This is a genomic window from Coprococcus sp. AF99-45, from assembly GCF_027663865.1.
GTDB lineage: Bacteria > Bacillota > Clostridia > Lachnospirales > Lachnospiraceae > Allocoprococcus > Allocoprococcus comes.
Genome location: NZ_JAQDGZ010000021.1, coordinates 17,996 through 37,959 on the forward strand (window position 1 = coordinate 17,996; position 19,964 = coordinate 37,959).

General features: G+C 43.7%; 20 protein-coding genes and 1 other RNA gene. 3 read left to right on the plus strand and 18 right to left on the minus strand.

Features of this window, described 5'->3' with window-relative positions:
- Positions 1 to 3 precede the first annotated feature (3 nt).
- The 15 genes from PGR14_RS12925 to PGR14_RS12995 all read right to left on the minus strand — a co-directional run bounded on the left by PGR14_RS12925 (position 4) and on the right by PGR14_RS12995 (position 14,649).
- Complete coding sequence (locus tag PGR14_RS12925) at positions 4 to 1,968, minus strand: diguanylate cyclase (RefSeq protein ID WP_270223533.1); 1,965 nt, start codon at positions 1,966 to 1,968, stop codon at positions 4 to 6.
- Between the two features lie 361 nt (positions 1,969 to 2,329).
- A complete protein-coding gene (gene atpC, locus PGR14_RS12930) occupies positions 2,330 to 2,731 on the minus strand; it encodes an ATP synthase F1 subunit epsilon (protein WP_008370075.1) in 402 nt (133 codons plus the stop codon).
- Between the two features lie 12 nt (positions 2,732 to 2,743).
- Positions 2,744 to 4,135: a F0F1 ATP synthase subunit beta gene (gene atpD, locus PGR14_RS12935; RefSeq protein WP_008370073.1), complete on the minus strand. Its 1,392-nt coding sequence runs from the start codon at positions 4,133 to 4,135 to the stop codon at positions 2,744 to 2,746.
- A gap of 30 nt (positions 4,136 to 4,165) precedes the next feature.
- Positions 4,166 to 5,032, minus strand: a complete 867-nt coding sequence (atpG, locus tag PGR14_RS12940) for an ATP synthase F1 subunit gamma (RefSeq protein ID WP_022220234.1) — start codon at positions 5,030 to 5,032, stop codon at positions 4,166 to 4,168.
- Between the two features lie 10 nt (positions 5,033 to 5,042).
- Positions 5,043 to 6,554, minus strand: coding sequence for a F0F1 ATP synthase subunit alpha (gene atpA, locus PGR14_RS12945; RefSeq protein ID WP_055261211.1), 1,512 nt, complete (start codon positions 6,552 to 6,554; stop codon positions 5,043 to 5,045).
- Between the two features lie 36 nt (positions 6,555 to 6,590).
- Positions 6,591 to 7,136, minus strand: a complete 546-nt coding sequence (atpH, locus tag PGR14_RS12950; RefSeq protein ID WP_008370066.1) for an ATP synthase F1 subunit delta — start codon at positions 7,134 to 7,136, stop codon at positions 6,591 to 6,593.
- Positions 7,124 to 7,639, minus strand: a complete 516-nt coding sequence (gene atpF / locus PGR14_RS12955) for a F0F1 ATP synthase subunit B (RefSeq protein ID WP_008370063.1) — start codon at positions 7,637 to 7,639, stop codon at positions 7,124 to 7,126. Before atpF ends, atpH begins: the two co-directional genes overlap by 13 nt.
- Before the next feature lie 41 nt (positions 7,640 to 7,680).
- A complete protein-coding gene (atpE, locus tag PGR14_RS12960; protein ID WP_117557506.1) occupies positions 7,681 to 7,947 on the minus strand; it encodes an ATP synthase F0 subunit C in 267 nt (88 codons plus the stop codon).
- A gap of 64 nt (positions 7,948 to 8,011) precedes the next feature.
- Complete coding sequence (gene atpB, locus PGR14_RS12965; protein WP_022220233.1) at positions 8,012 to 8,731, minus strand: F0F1 ATP synthase subunit A; 720 nt, start codon at positions 8,729 to 8,731, stop codon at positions 8,012 to 8,014.
- Positions 8,732 to 8,745: 14 nt separating this feature from the next.
- Positions 8,746 to 9,141: an ATP synthase subunit I gene (locus PGR14_RS12970; protein WP_195371416.1), complete on the minus strand. Its 396-nt coding sequence runs from the start codon at positions 9,139 to 9,141 to the stop codon at positions 8,746 to 8,748.
- 20 nt (positions 9,142 to 9,161) lie between these two features.
- Positions 9,162 to 9,392, minus strand: coding sequence for an AtpZ/AtpI family protein (locus tag PGR14_RS12975; RefSeq protein ID WP_022220232.1), 231 nt, complete (start codon positions 9,390 to 9,392; stop codon positions 9,162 to 9,164).
- A 231-nt stretch (positions 9,393 to 9,623) separates the two neighbouring features.
- Positions 9,624 to 10,121, minus strand: coding sequence for a tRNA (cytidine(34)-2'-O)-methyltransferase (locus PGR14_RS12980; RefSeq protein ID WP_117557510.1), 498 nt, complete (start codon positions 10,119 to 10,121; stop codon positions 9,624 to 9,626).
- Positions 10,114 to 11,124: an AIR synthase-related protein gene (locus PGR14_RS12985; protein ID WP_270223534.1), complete on the minus strand. Its 1,011-nt coding sequence runs from the start codon at positions 11,122 to 11,124 to the stop codon at positions 10,114 to 10,116. The genes PGR14_RS12980 and PGR14_RS12985 overlap by 8 nt, the downstream gene beginning before the upstream one ends.
- A gap of 53 nt (positions 11,125 to 11,177) precedes the next feature.
- Positions 11,178 to 12,686 carry a VanW family protein gene (locus tag PGR14_RS12990; RefSeq protein ID WP_270223536.1) on the minus strand — a complete coding sequence of 503 codons (1,509 nt, stop codon included), beginning with the start codon at positions 12,684 to 12,686 and terminating at the stop codon, positions 11,178 to 11,180.
- A 202-nt stretch (positions 12,687 to 12,888) separates the two neighbouring features.
- Positions 12,889 to 14,649, minus strand: a complete 1,761-nt coding sequence (locus tag PGR14_RS12995) for a B12-binding domain-containing radical SAM protein (RefSeq protein ID WP_055249087.1) — start codon at positions 14,647 to 14,649, stop codon at positions 12,889 to 12,891.
- Positions 14,650 to 14,785: 136 nt separating this feature from the next.
- Between PGR14_RS12995 and ffs the strand changes: the two genes are divergently transcribed.
- Positions 14,786 to 15,049: signal recognition particle sRNA large type (gene ffs, locus PGR14_RS13000), an RNA gene on the plus strand.
- A gap of 82 nt (positions 15,050 to 15,131) precedes the next feature.
- Here ffs and tadA read toward each other — a convergent pair.
- The 3 genes from tadA to PGR14_RS13015 form a co-directional block, all read right to left on the minus strand.
- Entirely contained in the window at positions 15,132 to 15,653 is a 522-nt protein-coding gene (tadA, locus tag PGR14_RS13005) for a tRNA adenosine(34) deaminase TadA (protein WP_172676465.1), read from the minus strand.
- Entirely contained in the window at positions 15,577 to 16,644 is a 1,068-nt protein-coding gene (locus PGR14_RS13010; protein ID WP_055249034.1) for a hypothetical protein, read from the minus strand. The genes tadA and PGR14_RS13010 overlap by 77 nt, the downstream gene beginning before the upstream one ends.
- Positions 16,645 to 16,764: 120 nt before the next feature.
- Positions 16,765 to 17,901 carry a hypothetical protein gene (locus tag PGR14_RS13015; protein ID WP_008370037.1) on the minus strand — a complete coding sequence of 379 codons (1,137 nt, stop codon included), beginning with the start codon at positions 17,899 to 17,901 and terminating at the stop codon, positions 16,765 to 16,767.
- A gap of 301 nt (positions 17,902 to 18,202) precedes the next feature.
- Here PGR14_RS13015 and PGR14_RS13020 point away from each other — a divergent pair, with 301 nt between their 5' ends.
- On the plus strand, positions 18,203 to 18,541 hold the full coding sequence (locus PGR14_RS13020; protein WP_055249032.1) for a P-II family nitrogen regulator: 339 nt from the start codon (positions 18,203 to 18,205) through the stop codon (positions 18,539 to 18,541).
- A gap of 123 nt (positions 18,542 to 18,664) precedes the next feature.
- Entirely contained in the window at positions 18,665 to 19,915 is a 1,251-nt protein-coding gene (locus PGR14_RS13025) for an ammonium transporter (RefSeq protein WP_082428375.1), read from the plus strand.
- Positions 19,916 to 19,964: the final 49 nt, after the last annotated feature.

The window sequence follows — 19,964 nt, forward strand, 5'->3', positions numbered from 1 at the left end:
TTTCTACTCCTTTTTATTCTTTTCTGCTACTTCCATCATTGTCTTTAATTTATCCTGTGCTTCGGTCATACACCGGAGTAACAGTGGGTTAAATGTACCGCATTCACCATTTTGGATCATTTCCAGTGCTTTTTCATGCGAAAATGCCTTCTTGTAAACCCGTTCACTCACCAGGGCGTCATACACATCCGCCAGCGATACTACTTGTGCCGAAATCGGAATTTCTTCTCCGACAAGTCCGTCCGGATATCCCTTTCCATCATATCTTTCATGATGCCAGCGGCAAATCTCATATGCAAGCTTGAGCAGCTTTTCATTCCGGTACATATCCAGATTATCCAGCATTTGTGCACCGATTAAGGTATGTGTCTTCATAATCTCAAATTCCTCTTTGGTAAGCTTTCCCGGTTTGTTCAGAATTTTCTCGTCAATTCCAATCTTTCCGATATCATGCAAAGCCGATGCTGTTGCACTCAATAATCTATCTTCCCATGAGAGCTGATATTTTCCTGTCTTTTTCACCAGTTGTTCCAGCAAAAGCTGTGTGATCAGATTGATATGGATCACATGCAGACCACTTTCTCCGTTTCTGAACTCAACAATCTGGCTCAGGATACCGATCAGCATCCGGTTATTTCTCTCTTTTTCGTAAATCTGCCTGGTCACCAGACGGATCAGTCTCCTCTGTTTTGCATATAGCTTGATCATGTTCAGGACGCGTTGATATACGATTTTTGCGTCAAACGGGCAGCTGATGTAATCTGAAACGCCCATCTCATATGCCCGTCTGATATAGCTGTCTGAATCTTCACTGGAAATCATGATTACCGGAATATCTTCAATCCAATGATTCTGGTTCATCGCAGCAAGGACTTCAAATCCATCCATTTCCGGCATCACAATATCGAGCAGCACCAGTGAGATCCCTGTTCCATACCGTTCCAGTTGTTCCAGACATTCTTCTCCATTAGCCGCCTCCAAAATCCGGTAGTCCTCTTTCAGGATCTCTTTCAGAATCTCGCGGTTTATTTCCGAATCATCCACGATAAGGATCTGCTGTTTCAGTTTTTCTGATGCAGAATTTTCTTCCTTTTTCTTTCCATTTTCATCCCATTCTGTGACAACCATATTTTTATAATTTTTAGCTATATACATCTGTCTGTCAGCACTGGCAATAGCATCTTCAATATTGCCTTCGCGGAATACAGCTCCGCCGATGCTGACCGAAAGCTGCATTTTCTCATACTTCGGCACAACCGCATCGTGGATTTTTTCCCGGATCAGTTTTAGCTTATCTTCAAAAATATGCTTCTTAATCGAAGGAAGGATCAGTAAAAATTCATCTCCACCATACCGGATCAGAATATCCGTCTTCCGGATATATTTTTTGATAATGTTCGCAGTCGTTATAAGTGCCGCATCTCCCGCACTATGTCCATAAGTATCGTTATGAAGCTTAAAATCATCCAGATCAATCACTGCAATTCCGGCTTCATCCTCCATGTTTTTGATCTTTTCTTCAAAAAAACGCCGATTATATATCCCAGTCATTACATCCGTATATAGCTTTTCATTATATCCTGACAGTTTACTGATCAGCTTATCATCCCCCTCCTGATCAATCTGAATACTCTCATCAAGATTCTGAATCATTTCCATAACATAGGGTCTGCCATCAATCTCAACATAACGCGAGATCACTTGAAATACCTGCAAATCCAGAAATTCAAATTTTATCTTCTGCGTCTGTTCTTTCAGTGCCAGAAGAGAGCTACAGTTCTCGCATTCCTTGTCTTTTTTCCAGAAACTGTAACACTGACACGTTTCAGATAAATCTCCTGCATTTATCCGTTTTTCCCGATCCATCAGCATTTCCCCGTCTACCAGTCTGACAACCTGAAACACTTCCCTCAAAGATTCCATCTTTCGTTCCGCTTCCTGCATTGTCATTTGGTCCTGTTTGTTCATCCCTTTATCCTCTCAATTTTATCCGGCCATCCATACTCTTTTTACGCTATATAATGATGTTGGGGTCAAAAGGTATTTTGACCCCTTTGGTACCAGATTGCTACGTACTTTGCACTCTCGCAATCCTCAAAAACATTCGTAATCCGCTCATTTCTCTTTGAAAAATGGCTACTTACTCATGTTCTTGGCGGGTCAAGAGGTCAAAAATCCTCTTGCAAGCAAGCTTGCATCAGCTTTCTGACCTTTTGCCCCTGGTATCATCATATAATAAAATTATTATAGGCAAATTCCTCCTTATTGTCCAGTTTTCCTTCATTAAAAAAACCGAAAATCCAACAAAGGATTCTCGGTTTTTAATGCTTTATGACTGAGCTGCTCCAATTCGGGCAACTGCTCTTTTCAGTGCCGCCTCTGCACGGCGCATATCTGTGCCTTCCTGCTTCGCAGCAATTCTGTCCTCAGCGCGCTTCTTCGCCGCTTCGGCACGTGCCACATCAATTTCATCCGGCCACTGTGCATCTTCTGCAAGCACCGTTACCCTCTCCTGCAGGATTTCTACAAATCCTCCGAGAATTGCCGCTTTCTTAATCTCCCCGTCATTGTGGATTCGCATCACGCATGGTTCAAGAATCGTCGTCAGCGGAATATGCTTTGCATAGATACCAAGTTCTCCTTCAGTACTTACAAATTCAAGGAATTCGCAGTCACCCTCCAGAAACTTCTTTTCCGGCGAAATAATGTTAAGTTTAAATTTATCTGCCATAGGACGTCCCTCCTATTTCACACGGGCAAGCACGTCATCGATATTACCTGCATTCAGGAAATATCCCTCCGGAATATCATCATGCTTTCCTTCGAGGATCTCTTTAAATCCCTGAATTGTCTCGCCAATTGGAACATAACGTCCTTCCAGACCTGTAAACTGTGTCGCAACGTGGAATGGCTGGGAAAGGAATCTCTGGATCTTTCTTGCTCTGGATACGACCAGCTTATCTTCCTCGGAAAGTTCATCCATACCAAGAATTGCAATGATATCCTGCAGTTCTTTGTATTTCTGAAGAATTTCCTGTACTCCACGGGCTACTTTATAGTGTTCTTCTCCGACAATGTGTGGATCCAGAATACGTGAAGTAGATTCCAGTGGATCTACAGCCGGGTAAATACCAAGCTCTGTGATCGCACGGGAAAGTACGGTCGTTGCATCCAGATGGGCAAATGTTGTTGCCGGAGCCGGGTCAGTAAGGTCATCGGCTGGCACATATACTGCCTGCACGGATGTGATGGATCCGTTCTTCGTGGATGTGATACGCTCCTGCAGCGCACCCATTTCTGTCTGCAGTGTCGGCTGATAACCTACCGCTGAAGGCATACGTCCAAGAAGCGCTGATACTTCGGAACCTGCCTGTGTAAAACGGAAAATGTTATCAATGAAAAGAAGTACATCCTTTCCACCTTTATCACGGAAATATTCTGCAAGAGTCAGTCCTGTAAGTCCGACTCTCATACGTGCTCCAGGTGGTTCATTCATCTGACCGAATACCATCGCTGTCTTTTTGATAACTCCGGATTCTGTCATCTCATAGTAAAGGTCATTTCCTTCACGGGTACGTTCTCCTACACCAGTGAATACAGAATAGCCGCCATGCTCCGTTGCAATATTGGTAATCAGTTCCTGGATAAGAACGGTCTTTCCTACACCGGCTCCACCGAACAGACCGATTTTTCCACCTTTCTGATATGGGCACAGAAGGTCAACAACCTTGATACCTGTCTCCAGCATCTCTGTCTGTGTTGCCTGCTCTTCAAAGCTTGGAGCTTTTCTGTGAATCGGTGCGTATTCAACATCCTTCGGAGCCTCTTTTTCATCAATCGGCTCACCCAGTACGTTGAAGATACGTCCGAGTGTTGCTTCGCCAACCGGAACTGAAATCGGTCCCCCGGTTGCTACGGCGTCCATGCCTCGCACCAGTCCGTCTGTCGGTCCCATGGCGATACATCTTACGATATCATCACCCAGATGCTGTGCAACTTCTACCACAAGTTTTCCTCCGTCCTTGCGCGTAATCTCAACCGCATCGTTGATCTCCGGCAAGTATCCTTCCGAAAACTTAAGGTCAAGAACGGCACCGATAACCTGGGTAATCTTCCCTATATTTTTATCTGCCATTTTCTCCTCCTTACATACAGAAACCTGTATTTATCCGATTGCCTCTGCTCCGGCAATGATCTCGGTAAGTTCCTGTGTGATCGCACCCTGACGTGCTCTGTTATATTTCAATTCCAAATCATCTATCATCTCTTCCGCATTGCTGGTTGCCGAATCCATCGCCTGCATACGTGCACCGTTCTCACTGGCAACTGCTTCCACAAATGCGCCATACAGAATGCTGCTGATATATTTCGGAACAAGAAGGCTGATTGCCTCTTCCGCTTCCGGTTCAAAGTTCATCGGTGTAAGCTGCGCCTTTGCATCCTCTTCTCCCGCTTCTTCCTGCACCTCTGCCGGAAGGACTTTGATCATCGTCGGAATGTGACTTACCGTATTTTTGAAAAATGTGTAGATCAGATAGATCTCACCAATCTCACCATTTTCAAAATCTGTCAGAAGTCTTTTTGTAATACTCTTCGCATCATCATAGGACGGTTCTTCGATCATCTCTGAATAATCAGCGACAATATCATATCCTTTGTGTTTCAGAAGTTCCAGTCCTTTTCCTCCAATTGCATAGATCCGGATATTCTCCTTCGTAAAGGCTTCATTTTCAGTCACCATCTTCACTACATTGGAGTTATATCCACCTGCCAGTCCACGATTGGATGTTACAACAATGACTGCTTTCTTCTTCGAATCATCTGCTTTCAGATATGGATGATTGATATTCCCTGCCTTTGCAAGCAGAGAGGTCATTGTTGCATACATACAGTCAAAATACGGCTTTGATTCTTCTGCCCGGGTTCTTGCTTTCTGCAGCTTTACGGTAGAGACAAGTTTCATGGCTTTTGTAATCTGCTGCGTGCTCTGTACACTGGTACGGCGACGCTTGATATCTCTCATAGATGCCACTTTGTATCACCTACCTTGCCTGAAATTGTTCTTTATATTCTCCGATTGCTTTTCTGAGAGCTTCTTCTACTTCTTCTTTCAGCACTTTGTCATTCTTGATAGATTCCGGAATTTCCGGATATTTTGTCTTAATATAATCAAAAAGTCCGCCTTCAAAAGCCAGAATATCTTCTACCGCAATATCAAGAAGAAGCTTCTTAACTGCTGCATAAATGATAATAATCTGGTATTCTACCGGCATCGGCTGGTACTGCGGCTGTTTCAGGATCTCTTTGATCCGGACTCCCTGTGCCAGACGTTCGGAAGTCTCTGCATCCAGTTCCGATCCGAACTGTGCAAAGGATGCCAGCTCACGATACTGTGCAAGATCAATACGGATTGTACCAGCGATCTTCTTCATCGCCTTGATCTGTGCCGATCCACCTACACGGGATACAGAAAGTCCGGCATTAACGGCCGGTCTGAAACCAGAGTTGAACATCTCTGTTTCCAGATAAATCTGTCCGTCTGTGATGGAAATAACGTTGGTAGGAATGTATGCTGATACGTCACCTGCCTGTGTCTCGATAATCGGAAGTGCAGTAAGTGAACCTCCGCCAAGTTCATCTGAAAGACGGGCTGCTCTTTCAAGAAGTCTTGAATGCAGATAGAATACATCTCCCGGATAAGCCTCACGTCCAGGTGGACGTTTCAGAAGTAAGGAAAGGGTACGGTATGCAGTTGCATGTTTGGACAGATCATCATAAACGATCAGTACATCATCTCCGTTCTCCATCCATTCTTCTCCCATCGCACATCCTGAATACGGTGCGATGTACTGCAGTGGTGCAAGCTCACTGGCTGTTGACACAACTACAGTTGTATAATCCATTGCCCCAAAGGTCTCCAGAGTCTTAACAAGGGAAGCTACGGTCGAAGCTTTCTGACCGATTGCTACATAAATACACTTTACGCCCTGCCCTTTCTGGTTGATGATCGTATCGATCGCGATCGCTGTCTTACCGGTCTGTCTGTCACCGATGATCAGCTCTCTCTGTCCACGACCGATCGGAACCATGGAGTCGATCGCTTTAATACCTGTCTGAAGCGGTGTATCTACTGACTTACGGGAAATAACCCCCGGTGCCACACGCTCGATCTGACGATGCCTGGTTGCCTGGATTGGTCCTTTTCCATCGATTGGCTGTCCAAGTGCATTAACTACACGGCCAAGCATACAGTCGCCTACCGGAACCTCTACAACTCGTCCGGTTGTCTTTACAGTATCACCTTCATTGATATTCTTATGATCTCCCAGAAGAACAGCACCTACGTTGTCCTCTTCCAGGTTCAGAACCATTCCGTATACTTCTGAAGGGAACTCCAAAAGTTCACCCTGCATTGCATTTTCAAGGCCGTGGACACGCGCAATACCATCTGCCACCTGAATAACCGTTCCGACATCCGATACGTTCAGCTCAGAGGAATATCTTTCAATCTGTTCTTTGATCACAGAACTTATTTCTTCTGGTCTTAAATTCATGGAGCGAATCCACCTTCTTTCTACTAATTCTAACTGCTATACCTGAATTTTCTTCAGGCTCTTTGACAGTTCATACAGCTTTGTCTTAATACTTGTATCCACAACTCTGTCACCGATACGGATCACCATTCCGCCGATCAGAGAAGCATCTACCTGATAATTCATCTCAAAGGATTCATATTTTGTCGTCTGAAGAAGCCGCTGCATGACTGCTTCTTTCTGTGCCTCGCTCAGTTCTACTGCTGTAGCGATATATGCAATCCCGATTTTCTTTTCTTCTTTTACAAGTCCGATAAAATATTCAAATACAGAATCTATCTTGCTGTAGCGCCCTTTTTCGATCATCAGCTTCATCAGCTCTACAATCTCATTTGAAACACGTCCGCGGAAAATCGTCTCGATCATCTGCTCTTTGTCTTCACGCATAACTCTCGGATTTCCGAGAATCTTCTGAAGCTCTGCATTTTCTTCGAGGATCACTCCGATACTCTGTACTTCCTCGAATATCTCATCCATTTTTCCGCAGTCACGGGCAGCTTCAAACAGGGCGTCACCATATACCTTTGATACTAGCTTAGCCATGTCTGTTCTCCCATTTCTTTTAATGTCTCTTCGATCAGTTCATCCTGTACACTGGTATCGATCGAAGCTGCTACTACTTTACCTGCCATTGCTGATGCAATGGAGATCATCTCCTGCTTCATATCATCAAGCGCACGCTTCCGTTCCAGTTCGATCTCATTATTGGCACGTGTGATGATCCTTGCTGCTTCTTCTTTTGCTTCTGCAACAATTTCATTTTCGGTCTTCATCGCTTTTTTCCGTGCTTCACTGAGAATAGCCTGCGCCTCTTTATCGATTTCTTTTAATTTCTGTTCGTATTCTTCTTTGTAAACGGCTGCCTCTTTCCGGTCATTCTTTGCTGACTCCTGTTCATCAGCAACTCTCTGCTTTCTGTCCTCCAGAAGTTTTCTTACCGGTTTGAAAAGCAGATATGACAGAAACGTGAACATGACAAGCATACTGAGTGCCATGACACAGGCATCAAAAAGAAGCTGCGCATCCAGATTAAACAAACGTTCCAAGGCGTTGCCTCCTTTCTCTTATTTTACAGGCAAAACCTTTTTTACAGCTTTCCAAGAAGCGGGTTTGCGAACAAGAGAATAAGTGCAATAACCAAACTGTACAGACCTGTTGTCTCTGCTACTGCCTGTCCTAAAAGCATTGTAGACGTGATGTCTGATCTTGCTCCCGGGTTACGTCCTACTGCAGATGCACCATGACCTGCCGCAATACCCTGTCCTACACCAGGACCAATACCTGCGATCATCGCAAGTCCTGCGCCGATTGCTGAACACGCTAAAACTAAAGCTTCATTTGAAATATTACCCATAATAATTTTCCTCCTTAATCACTGCAAACCTGATACTGTCTGAACTTAGATCCCAGTTTGCTTTTTACTCCGCTGACGGCATCTTGTCATTGATATATACCATCGTCAGCATGCAAAATACATATGCCTGAATTGCTCCCGAGAACACATCGAAATAGATGTGTAGAAATCCCGGCCATGCCCATGCGATCTTATACAGAAGACCATAGATAAGTCCCATGATTACAGTACCGGACAGCACATTTCCAAACAGACGAAGTGAGATGGAAAATGGTGCTGCGATCTCCCCGATCAGATTGATTGGGAACAAGAACGGCAATGGTTTGAACAGGCCTGTAAATGCCTCAATTTTGTTGTATTTGATGTTATTGAACTGAATCAGCACAAATGTGATAAGTCCAAGTGGAAGTGTTACACCATAATCTGCAGTTGGTGGCCGAAGCCCCAAAAGTCCCGAAAGGTTTGCCACAATCAAAAACAAAAACAAAGACCCGATATAATTCCGGAACGCCAGTCCGTTTTTCCCCATGCTTCCTTTTACCATATTGTCAAGCATCTCAACGATAAGCTCGGCAATATTCTGCAGGGTTCCGGGTTTGCCTTCGGCATCGCTCAGCTTAGCTCGGACAACCAACGCAAAAATCAGCAGTAATAACGCTACGATCAATATGCTGACATGTGTAGTGGTGAGCCATAACTCCTGCCCAAATAACTGGAATTTAACGAGACCGTGAATTTGAAAATCCGGCTCCTTAGCTGCCAGCATTCCTAAGCTGTTCCCCACGCGCTCTACCTCCTTTACTTAGATTTTTTGAATTTAGCGAAAAGCTTATGCATAATTGGCTGCAAATATGCCGCAAGCTTTAAACTCATAATTCCTGCAAACAGTGTAAGTACATTCGCAATCTGAAGCCAGCTGACGGCTATAAATACTACAACTACAACCAGATATCTTATCGCGTAAGATTTCTGCATGTATCTCTGTGCTTCCTGTTCTCCATAAAGTACCGCCTCATCCAACGAGTTTTTCATATGGATTACCATGAAAACACCTGCAGCCACCCCGATCCAAAGCCCTGCTGTCATTCTCAGATGATCCCCTGGGATAATCAGACATACAATCTGTACGATTATTCCATACAGAAGCATAGTGATGATCATATCCTTCAGTACGGTATTGTCTGTTTTACTCATGTTGTTTCATTCCTCCCTGCTCAATTTTTGTTTTTGTCTTCCGGATCTTCATTCGCATGTCTCGCAAGTACCCATGCATTGCGCAGACCTGCCAATACACCCACTATCACCAAAGGGATAAAAACTGGAAAAGAAACCTTCTTTTCCAGCCATGTACCAAAAAAAGTGCATAGCAAAATGGGAACCAGTATACTGATGCCTAACTGACTGATGAGTGCAAAGGTTTTATATACGCTTTGTTTATATTTCATGATACTTATCTCCATTCTCTATATCACTCTCCGTTTATTATATCCTTTTTTATGAAATATGTCCACTGATTTACACACGATTGTATTTTTTCTTATACAATTTCCAAATATTGTCATCACTTTTACCAATAAATGCCATTAAATGCGTTGATTATTTAAAATATTTTATATAGTCATTTTTTTCACAATAGTAAAAGTGCTGCAAAGCGTTTTTAGCCTTGCAGCACTTTTTTATTCATCCCATTCCAGTCTGTGAAGATGTCCTTCTGTATTCATTCCGGCAAACCCATTCTGCCGGAGCGCTTCATATAACACGATCGCAACCGAATTTCCAAGATTCAGTGAACGGATATCTCCGATCATCGGAATCCGGATGCTGTCTTCCTTGTGGTGACAGAGGATTTCTTCCGGAATCCCGGCGCTTTCTTTTCCGAACATGATATAACAGTCCGGTTCATATTTAACATCCGTATAAAGATTCGGTGATTTTGTAGTTGCCATATAAATCTTCGCTCCCGGATTTTTTTCCATAAAATCCCGGTAATCAATATAAGTCGTCACATCCAGATGTTCCCAGTAATCCATCCCTGCCCGTTTCAGGTTCTTTTCATTTAACCGGAAACCAAGTGGCTCGATCAGATGAAGTCTGGTATTCGTCGCCACACAGGTCCTTCCGATATTTCCGGTATTTGCCGGGATTTCCGGTTCAAAAAGTACAATATTAAGCATTTACATTCTCCTTCATTTCGTAAATTCGTGCCAGTTCGTCCGGTGCCGGTCTGTCGAGAAATCTTTTTTCTCCCCCACTCCAGATGATTCTCTCGTTTCCTTCTGTTGTGTGTCCGATGATCTCTGCCGGAATACCTTCCCTTTTCAGTCTTTCCTTTAGTTCTTCACCCTTCGGTATCACCATAAGAACCGCTCCTGTACTGGTAAGCTGGTAAGGATTCAGATGAAATACTTCACAGACTTCAATCGTTTCCTGACGTACCGTCATTTTCTTCATCTCTACCGAAAGACCAATTCCTGCACCTTCTGCCATATCCCAAAGTGCTGCAAGAATCCCTCCTTCTCCGATCGGATGCATTGCTGACACCCCGTTCCGGCCGGCAATCTCCATTGCCCTGTCACTGAAAATTTCATCTCTCATATCTTCCAACTTATTTAAGAATCCCGGCGCAAACCGCTCTGCCAGAGCCGCCCCTTCTTCCCGTATAATCCGTAAGGTTCCTTCCATACCAATCCATTTAACCAGGACAATCTCTTCGCCTGCTTTTGCCGATCTGCTTGCAAGCAGCTGTTCTTTTTTTGCCTCACCGTGTGCTGTTACATGAACAATACTCGTCTGGATCCCATTTACACTTTGCGCATCTGCAAAGAAAACCCTGAGACCTTTTTCTTTACATATCTCCGAAACCTCCACCATCATCGCTTTCAATCTGGACTCATAGGCAAACGTCGGGAGCATGATCCGGACACTGATTCCATATGCCCGCGCTCCTCTGGAAGCCAGCTGATCCACTGCCTGCGCTATGGCAAATACTCCAAGATCTTTTTCATTTCCGGCTAATGAAACATCCGTTGCGATTGTGATCCTCTCTTCACTTTCATCTGCTATATAACAGGTTTCCTCCTGTGACGGTCTTAAAAAATCTATACCTTCTATATTATTCTGTATCTGTTTTAAAACCGAACGCCGATAGACGGTCTGTGACACTCTTCCTGCTTTCATACTTTTATCCTCTTTCTGTTCTGCCATTCTTTCCAACAGCCGCCTGCTTTTTATTACTTAAGTGCAGATGCCTTGCTGATCGCCGCATTAATCTTCTCCTGATCCTGGGTTGCAATTGCTTCCTCCACCAGCTTAGTTGCCTCTGCATTATCTGATTTTGTCCCGACTTTCACGGTAACATCAGAAGTCTGATAGGTGCTGTTATTGATTACTTCCCGGCTGACCTCTTCTCCGTTTTCATAGGTAACTTTCCAGAGCCGTGCCGTACTTCCATCCATTCCGGCTCCCTCTGTTTCCTGTGAGCCGACCGCACTTTCCGTATCTTCTACATACTTTTTCGTATACTCTGTTGTCTCCAGAGTCTCACTTTCAAATTCCACGGAATGTCCTGCAGCTCTGGTATCTTTTCCGTAAATATAAAAACCAAGCTGGTTATTGCCATCAATATATCCTTCGATCAGGATCGGTGTATCGTAATTATTGACAAATTTAAAATCACTGATTCCTTCCGCTATCATTGCATCCCTTGATGGTTCTACATAGCTGACACTCATGGAATGCGGTGCACGCCGGGTGACCTCCAGTTCCGCATAAAGAACCGCATTATAAAGCGTCGTAGATACCTGACACAGGCCACCTCCGATACTCTCTACAATCTGTCCGTTCTCATAGGCACTTCCTGCCACATAGCCATTCTCTTCTGTGTAAGGAAGTGTGGCCTGTTCCACTGAAAATTCTTCTCCCGGCATAACAACAGTTCCGTTGATCAGCTCCGTTGCACGCCTGATGTTCTGCACGCGGTCCCCCCATCCGGCGTTTGTCGTATAAGAGCCAAGCTCATCCTGCAGGGATTCCAGATCTGCCTTTTTGATCGTCGGCTTTTCCATATCCAGCTTTAACTCGACTTCTGCGTCCTCGTAATTCCATTTTTTGTTCATGAAATTCTTAATCTTCTTCACGGATTTATCTACATCAACCGTATAACCTTCTGCTTCATCCGTCAGATCGAATCCGCTTCCGTTATAGGATGCCGATGCATTGACCGCTTTCTGTTCCAGCGGAACCGCACGTTCCTGGATCAGCTCTCTGAGTTTTGCTTCATCAACTTTAAAGCTTTCATCTATGACATATTTCTTCTTATCTAAATTATGTATCTTCTGATAGCGGCTCCAGATGCTTCCATTTTTTCCGTATCCGACCGCCTTTTCTGCAAGCTTATCAATATTTTCTACTTCCGCTCCCATTTCCTCGATTGACACATCTGCGCCCTGATCTTTTACCTTCAGTACAAGTTGCTTGTTCCGATAATCTCCAAGTGTATTGTCTACTGCTTTCACTGCTTCTTCCTTGGTCATTCCGGATACATCTGTCTTCCCTATAAAAACATTTTTGCAGATATACTCCTCATCCACCTTGCTCACATACCGCCATAATGTGAACTGAATCACGGAGAAAATAATCACGATGGCTGCAATAACCGTAATCCCCACATGCAGATTTCTCTGCCGGATACGCTTTTGTGCCTTTTCACTTAACTCTCTCTTTTTCTTTCGTGCCGCCATCAAAAAAATCCTCCTGATTTTATATGATATATGGAATAATTGATGTTGCTACCATTGCAACAATAACAACAAGAATAATCACTGCCGCTATCTTCCGTGTCTGTTTTGGATTAAACACTTTTTTCACCTCAAATCACATATTTGTTTTCATTCTATACTCTTTCATTTCTTTTTTCAAGATATCCATTACTACTGTCAGATGTTACTGTTTGCATAATTCCCGGATTTCTTCTGTAACACAAAATACCTTTGCCTGATGATCCAGTGGGTTCCGGTTCTGGTAGTCAAACAGAAGCACACATTCTTCCTCTTTCATATCCCCCAGAACATCATAAGAAAACCTCTCGATGTGCGTCATTTTTCTAAGCTGCCGCTTCTCCATATTTTCATAATTTTCCAGATAACGCCTCTCTTCATCCTCACGGTCATAGAACAGGCGGAACTCTTCTTTGGAAATCCGCTCATCGCCTGCAAATAACGGACGGCTCTTTGCATTCTCCCTCAGATAAAAGTCCAGTGTCAGAAGCTGCTTATACGCCTCACATCTTTCTGCATCATAAAATCTTGCAAAATCATACAGGATCTCATATCTTGCCGTGCGTGCATGACTTAAAGTATCCAGCCCATTTTCTTCATAATACTCTGCCAGCTTTTCAAAAAGCGTAAATGGTCTTTTAAAGTGTCGGATCAGATACGGAAGCGTGTAACAGAACTGCCTGCTGTTATAGTAGGTCTCCACCATTTCCTCGATCCCTTTCAGGCGCAGGGTATCCTCATATGGAAGCCACTTTGTATACAAAACTTCATACGGTGGCATTCCTTTATAAACCAGTCCGTAATCGTCTCTCTTCTCTTCCATATAAGAACCCTTCAGTACTTTCAGAAAACCAAGCTGCAGCTGCTCCGGTTCCAGTGCATAAACATCATCAAAGGATTTTCCAAAGCTTTCATAATCTTCATACGGCAATCCTGCGATCAGATCCAGGTGCTGATGTACATTACCATAAGAATTGATTCTCCTTACCACTTCTGCAACCTGTTCAAATTTCATTGTCCGGTGAATCTCACGTATCGTATCCAGGTTGGTAGACTGCACACCGATTTCCAGCTGGATCAGCCCTGGCCGCATGGTTTTTATCAATTCCATTTCTTCTTCATTCAAAAGGTCTGCCGCAACCTCAAAATGGAAATTGGTAATGCCGTTATCATGCTCTTTGATATAACGCCAGACTGTCATGGCGTGATCATGTTTGCAGTTAAATGTACGGTCTACAAATTTAACCTGAGGTACTTTATGATCGATAAAAAATTGCAGTTCTTTTTTTACCAGTTCCAGATCACGGAACCGCAGACACTTATCTATAGAAGAAAGACAATAACTGCATGAAAATGGACATCCACGGCTTGTCTCATAATAAATAATCTTATGTTCAAAAAGCTCCATGTTCTCATATACAAACGGAACCTTACTCAGATCCATGGTCTTGCGCCATTCATTTTCCACAATCTGCCCGGTCTGTTCCCGGTATACGATTCCTTTCATATTCTGAAGTCCGTCCACTGTCTTGTCCTGATAAAAGTGTAAAAGATCGCAGAAAGTCTGCTCCCCTTCTCCTTTCATGACGCCATCCACTTCTGGCAGACGCTCCAGCACCTTTACTCCATCATAAGATACCTCTGGTCCGCCTATCCAGATGATGATCTGCGGCATCACTTTCTTGATCTCCCTGCAGATCTCTTCAACATAAGTAAGATTCCAGATATAGCAGGACAGACAGAGCATGTCCGGCTTCCTTTTGTAGATATCCCGCAGAATCTCATCGAGCTGCTGATTGATCGTATATTCTCCAATACTGATCTCATCTGATGTATCACCATACTTTTCCGCATATGCTTTCAGACAGTAGACTGCCAGATTGGAATGTATATATTTCGCATTGACTGCACCTAAAAGTACTTTCATATCGTTTCCTTTCCGTTTCCAAAAAGTTTTATCTTTAGTATCATACTCCATTTTCAGATTGACGTAAACCAAAATGATAAAATAAAATCTCCTCAGATACATTGACATTTTTACAAAAACACGGTAAAATAATGTTCTGTGCAGCCGGGGTGCTAGCGGTACCCTGTACCTACAATCCGCTATAGTGGGGGTGATGCTGTGCCGAGGGCTTTACTTGTCAAAGCTGCCTCTGGTTTGTGGCGTTGAGATTTGGGTCTTACGCGGCGGGACTCTGTGAACCGTGTCAGGTCGGGAACGAAGCAGCACTAAGCAGAACCTCTCGGGTGCCGTAAGGTAGCCTGGATTGAGTTTACAGCCAGAGTAACGTTTGGTAGGCTTTAGTTCGACGCACAGCGCACAGAAAAAAGAAATTACAAAAGCTACGGATTTTGCTTCCGTAGCTTTTTTCATGCAAAAAAGCCTGCCTTTGACAGGTTCTTCGATTAAGGATTTTCTTCCGGCATATTTGCTGATTCCTGTTCTTTCTTTTTCATCTTCTGCTTCTTGCGCAGTTCCTTGAAAAAGCTCTTCATCATCTGTGAGCATTCTTCTTCCAGAACTCCTGTCGTAAGCTCTGCCTGATGATTAAACGCTTCCACCTGTAGAAGATTCAGGATGGAACCGGCGCATCCGGCTTTCGGATTCATACATCCAACAACCACTCGTGGAATCCTTGCCTGTACAATGGCTCCGGAACACATCTGACATGGTTCCAGCGTTACATATAAGGTGCATTCTTCCAGCCGCCAGTCACCCATTACCTTACTTGCCTTTTTGATTGCAGAAATTTCTGCATGTGCAAGGGGATTCTTATCCGTTGTCCGCCTGTTGTATCCTCGTCCGATAATTTTCCCCTGATATACGATCACACAACCAATCGGTACTTCCTCAATCTTCCATGCTTTTTTCGCCTGACGGATCGCTTCCTTCATGTATTTTTCGTCTTCGGTCAATATCTGCCGCATCTTCCTTCTCCTTTACTTCTTTTCGAATCACTGCCCCTACCGGTCTGCACCAGTAACCGAAATGTTCCTCATCTTCAATCTCATATTCTTCCAGATCCAGTTCACCATCAGATGGCTTCATGAACTGACTAAATCCAAATGCTCCTGCCGCCCGCTGCTCACCAGGAAAATAAAGTCCCGGAACCCCAATCCAACATTTCCCTTCTTTTTCAAATGATACCAGATGATGGTAATTATAATATCCATGGAGAAGAAAATGATTATTCGCAAGCTTCCATTCCTTTCGCGGAAGTCCGGCAATCTCCTGACGGGTGATTTTATAGATGATATCCTTTGTGGTTTTTGGTGGTAAATCTGAATTTGCGTTCTGAGAGTTTCTTTCTTCCGGCACATTTGGGTTGCTTTTCGATTTCCTAACTGCATCTGTGTTTTTAGATTGTTCTGAGGTCTCCTGTTCTTCTATATTCTCATATTTTCTCTGGCTTGTTTTCTCCTCAAGTATTTTCTCATTTCCTGGCTTCTCGTATTTTTCATTGCTTAGCACGTCTCCGCCATTTGCAATTTTTTTATTTTTCCCCGATTTGTTTAGCTTCCATTCTTCTTCCGTAATCATCCTGCTAACATCTACCGGTCTCGTCTCATCCCAGACTGCTCCATAATATCCTGCATCCGCTCCGTTTCCAGCCCGAAGGATCATTCCACCAATCCTGCCAAACTGTCCATCTCCTCCCACATCGTCTGTCGTATAACTCAGCTTGTAGCCAAATGCCGCCTGTGCGCCTCTGATCTCTCCCATCCGGATTCCAATACACTTGCCATCCTCTTCATAAAAGAGATATATTTCCAGTGTACGTCCTCCTGCCACCGGAAATCCTCTCCCATAAATCTGGATTTCCGCTGTATCTGTCTGTTCAAGAACCTTCACAAAACCTGTATTTCTTGTCCTTTTTCCATTCTGATATTCATATAAATACCGGATAAAGCTTTTCATAATCTAGCACCTGCACCTTCCTTCTAACTGCCTGTTCTAAACTATTCTGACTTTCCGGTAAAAATTACCATTTTTAAAAAATCAGAGCGGAATCTTCCGCTCTGACAAATAACTCATTGATTAATCCAGATAAATCGGTGGCTCGTAGTCTTTTCCCATCGTAGCTTTCTTTCGCTCTTCCACCCCAAGGAACGCCCACTCTGTCATGTCTGTCCACTTGTGATCTTTTCGGTCATATACCTGTACATAACCGATTCTGTGTGGATGCATACGCACACTGTTTGTCCGATACTCATGTCCGGTATATGGGTTCACATCTCCATTTACCAGATCTTCATCAATATCCTCCCGACGCTTGATCGGCTGGAAATCCTGCGGCCATCCGGAAGATTTCTTTTCCTTTTTCGGAGTAATCAGCTTTGTAAGTTTTGAAAATGGTGAATTTTTCTCCTCATGAACATCTTCAGTTTCCGCCTCTTCTACTACAGGATTTTCCTCTTTCTGACAGGTTTCCGGCTGATTCTCTTCATAAGCCGGCTGTTCCTGGTACGCTTCTTCCTGCGGTTCTGCCTCTTCCTGGTAAGCAGCTTCAGAAGTTTCCTCCGGAATCTCCTCAGCCCCGGCTTCTTCAACCACTTCCGCTTCTATTTCCTGTTCGGGCTCCTGTAATTCTTCTTCAATCTGTTCTGCGTCTTCTGCAGATACTTCCACATCATCTTCTGCCGGTTCTGTGTACGGCTCTGTTTCTTCTTCAGTCAGAATATCTTCTTCCAAAGTATCTGAATCCGCAATGCTTTCCGTCTCCTTGGCAGCATGTTCTTCTGCATCAAGATCCAGTTCCATCTGTACAGCTTCTTTCTCCGGTTCTGCTGTTGTCTCTTCAAGTATATCTACAATCTCTCCAACTGTAATATCACGTTCTACATTCTTTTTTGCTTCTTCTCTTGCTGCCTTTCTTTCTTTTTTCGCGGTAAGCTTCTCAAGTTCTCTTCCCGTCGGCATCTCTTCTTCATCCAAAGCCTCCTTTTCCGAATCCGCATTACCCAGAATGCTGAGCTGGAACGGGCATCCAAGAATATCTGCGATCATACGCATATCCTGCTCCTGAAAATTATCTCTGCCAAGCCGCTGTGTCAGATTCTGACGGGACATCTTTTTCCCGGTTCTTGCTTCGATTTCTTCTGCAAGCTCTTTAATCGTCATATCTTTTCTGCTTAAAACAATTTTTACCTGCTCTCCGAATGTGAGACTAATCATTTATTTTTCCTCCTTTTCTCCCCGTATAAATATATCTTCTTTTTAAATACAGACTTATTGCTTTGTTAACTTAAAACTTTCTTGATAAAGGAATCTTTTTCACTTATCTTTTATTCTAGCAAATGACATTTTATCCGTCAACACCTAATAAATGCACGAATTTTTTGTATTTTTTTTAAAAATAATTTGACAAATCAAAATCAGTCGCTATAATAAAGCGTATCAAGAACGACGGCGTTCCCTATTATCCGGGGAACGCCTTTTTTGTTCTTTTTTTAAATCGAGAAGGAGGGACTCAGTTATGAAAAAACTAGAAATCATTATCCAGCCGGAAAAACTGGAAGCCCTGAAAACAATCCTGGATGCTTCCAATGTCAGCGGTATTATGATCAGTAACATTATGGGATATGGTAATCAGAAAGGACACAAACAATTTTATCGCGGTGCTGAATACAGCGTAAATCTTCTTCCTAAGATCAAAGTAGAAACTGTTGTTGAACCGGAAGTTGCAGAACCTCTGATTCGGAAAATTGTCGAAGAGATCAAAACCGGTGCGTACGGCGATGGTAAAATTTTTGTTTACGAAGTACAGGATGCTGTAAGAATCCGTACCGGTGAACGTGGCTCTGCTGCTCTTTAGCTAAAAATATATGTGAATTAGAATAGTGTTGAATATCGTTATCAAAGAGGATAACTACAAATGAACTGCCTGTAGATCATTCATTGTAGCTATCCTTTTTATTTGAAATGGAGGATGTTAAATATGGGATTATCTGATTTAATTGCGGGCGGAATGGATGCAACCGCCGCCACTGAACTACTGCTTAATGTTATCTGGACAATTGTCGGTGCAACTCTTGTTTACTTTATGCAGGCTGGATTTGCAATGTGTGAAGCCGGATTTACCAGAGCAAAAAATACTGGAAATATACTGATGAAAAATATGATGGACTTTGTACTTGGAAGTTTGTTCTTTTTCATCTTCGGATTTGCGATCATGCACGGAACCGACTGGAATGGTATCATCGGTATAAAAGGGTTCTTCAATCCTACAACACTTGCCGATGCCGACGGACTTTTCAACGGACTGCCAATCGGAGTCTTCCTTATTTTCCATACAGTATTCTGCGCCACATCCGCTACTATCGTATCCGGTTCTATGGCAGAACGTACAAAATTCCTTGCTTACTTATTGTATAGTGCAGCAATCAGTATTTTTATTTACCCGGTAACCGGCCACTGGATCTGGGGCGGTGGATGGCTCGCTCAGATGGGATTCCACGATTTTGCAGGTTCCACAGCAGTCCATATGGTCGGCGGTATCTGTGCACTTGTTGGTGCCAAAATCCTCGGACCTCGTATTGGAAAATATGATAAAGAAAGAAATACCCGTGCGATTCCCGGACACAACCTTTCCATTGCAGCTCTTGGCGTATTTATTCTCTGGTTCTGCTGGTTCGGTTTCAACTGCGGCTCTACCACAGCAGCTTCCACAAACCTCGGTGATATCGCAATGACAACCAATCTTGCCGCTGCTGCCGCAACACTTGCAACCCTTGTTGTAACCTGGATCCGCTATGGAAAACCAGATGTATCCATGACATTCAACGGTTCCCTCGCCGGACTCGTAGCAATCACCGCCGGATGCGACACCGTCAGCAACTACTCTGCAATCATCATCGGACTGATCGCTGGTATCCTCGTCGTATTCTCTGTAGAATTCTTCGACAAAGTAGCCAAGATTGATGACCCGGTAGGTGCGATCAGTGTCCACGGCGTATGCGGTTTCACAGGCAGTATCCTCGTCGGAGTCTTCTCCCCGGAATACACCCTCAAACCCCAGGTGATCGGTGTCCTTTCAACCGTAGCCTACGTCCTCGTAATGGCAATCATCGTATTCACCATCATCGATAAAACCGTAGGCCTCCGCGTCACCAAAGGAGAAGAACTCGACGGTCTCGATATCCACGAACACGGCTGCTCAGCATATGCAGACTTTAACTTCCGTTTATAGCCGGGCGAAGTAAGAAAAAAAGATATAGCCACTGGAATGCTCGCATTTC

Excerpts from the sequence above, each read along its gene's own strand:
- PGR14_RS12925 (WP_270223533.1), bottom strand. The coding sequence starts at position 1,968 with ATGAACAAACAGGACCAAATGACAATGCAGGAAGCGGAACGAAAGATG.
- atpC (WP_008370075.1), bottom strand. The coding sequence starts at position 2,731 with ATGGCAGATAAATTTAAACTTAACATTATTTCGCCGGAAAAGAAGTTT.
- atpD (WP_008370073.1), bottom strand. The coding sequence starts at position 4,135 with ATGGCAGATAAAAATATAGGGAAGATTACCCAGGTTATCGGTGCCGTT.
- atpA (WP_055261211.1), bottom strand. The coding sequence starts at position 6,554 with ATGAATTTAAGACCAGAAGAAATAAGTTCTGTGATCAAAGAACAGATT.
- atpH (WP_008370066.1), bottom strand. The coding sequence starts at position 7,136 with ATGGCTAAGCTAGTATCAAAGGTATATGGTGACGCCCTGTTTGAAGCT.
- atpE (WP_117557506.1), bottom strand. The coding sequence starts at position 7,947 with ATGGGTAATATTTCAAATGAAGCTTTAGTTTTAGCGTGTTCAGCAATC.
- PGR14_RS12970 (WP_195371416.1), bottom strand. The coding sequence starts at position 9,141 with ATGAGTAAAACAGACAATACCGTACTGAAGGATATGATCATCACTATG.
- PGR14_RS12975 (WP_022220232.1), bottom strand. The coding sequence starts at position 9,392 with ATGAAATATAAACAAAGCGTATATAAAACCTTTGCACTCATCAGTCAG.
- PGR14_RS12980 (WP_117557510.1), bottom strand. The coding sequence starts at position 10,121 with ATGCTTAATATTGTACTTTTTGAACCGGAAATCCCGGCAAATACCGGA.
- PGR14_RS12985 (WP_270223534.1), bottom strand. The coding sequence starts at position 11,124 with ATGAAAGCAGGAAGAGTGTCACAGACCGTCTATCGGCGTTCGGTTTTA.
- PGR14_RS12990 (WP_270223536.1), bottom strand. The coding sequence starts at position 12,686 with ATGGCGGCACGAAAGAAAAAGAGAGAGTTAAGTGAAAAGGCACAAAAG.
- PGR14_RS12995 (WP_055249087.1), bottom strand. The coding sequence starts at position 14,649 with ATGAAAGTACTTTTAGGTGCAGTCAATGCGAAATATATACATTCCAAT.
- tadA (WP_172676465.1), bottom strand. The coding sequence starts at position 15,653 with ATGCGGCAGATATTGACCGAAGACGAAAAATACATGAAGGAAGCGATC.
- PGR14_RS13010 (WP_055249034.1), bottom strand. The coding sequence starts at position 16,644 with ATGAAAAGCTTTATCCGGTATTTATATGAATATCAGAATGGAAAAAGG.
- PGR14_RS13015 (WP_008370037.1), bottom strand. The coding sequence starts at position 17,901 with ATGATTAGTCTCACATTCGGAGAGCAGGTAAAAATTGTTTTAAGCAGA.
- PGR14_RS13020 (WP_055249032.1), top strand. The coding sequence starts at position 18,203 with ATGAAAAAACTAGAAATCATTATCCAGCCGGAAAAACTGGAAGCCCTG.
- PGR14_RS13025 (WP_082428375.1), top strand. The coding sequence starts at position 18,665 with ATGGGATTATCTGATTTAATTGCGGGCGGAATGGATGCAACCGCCGCC.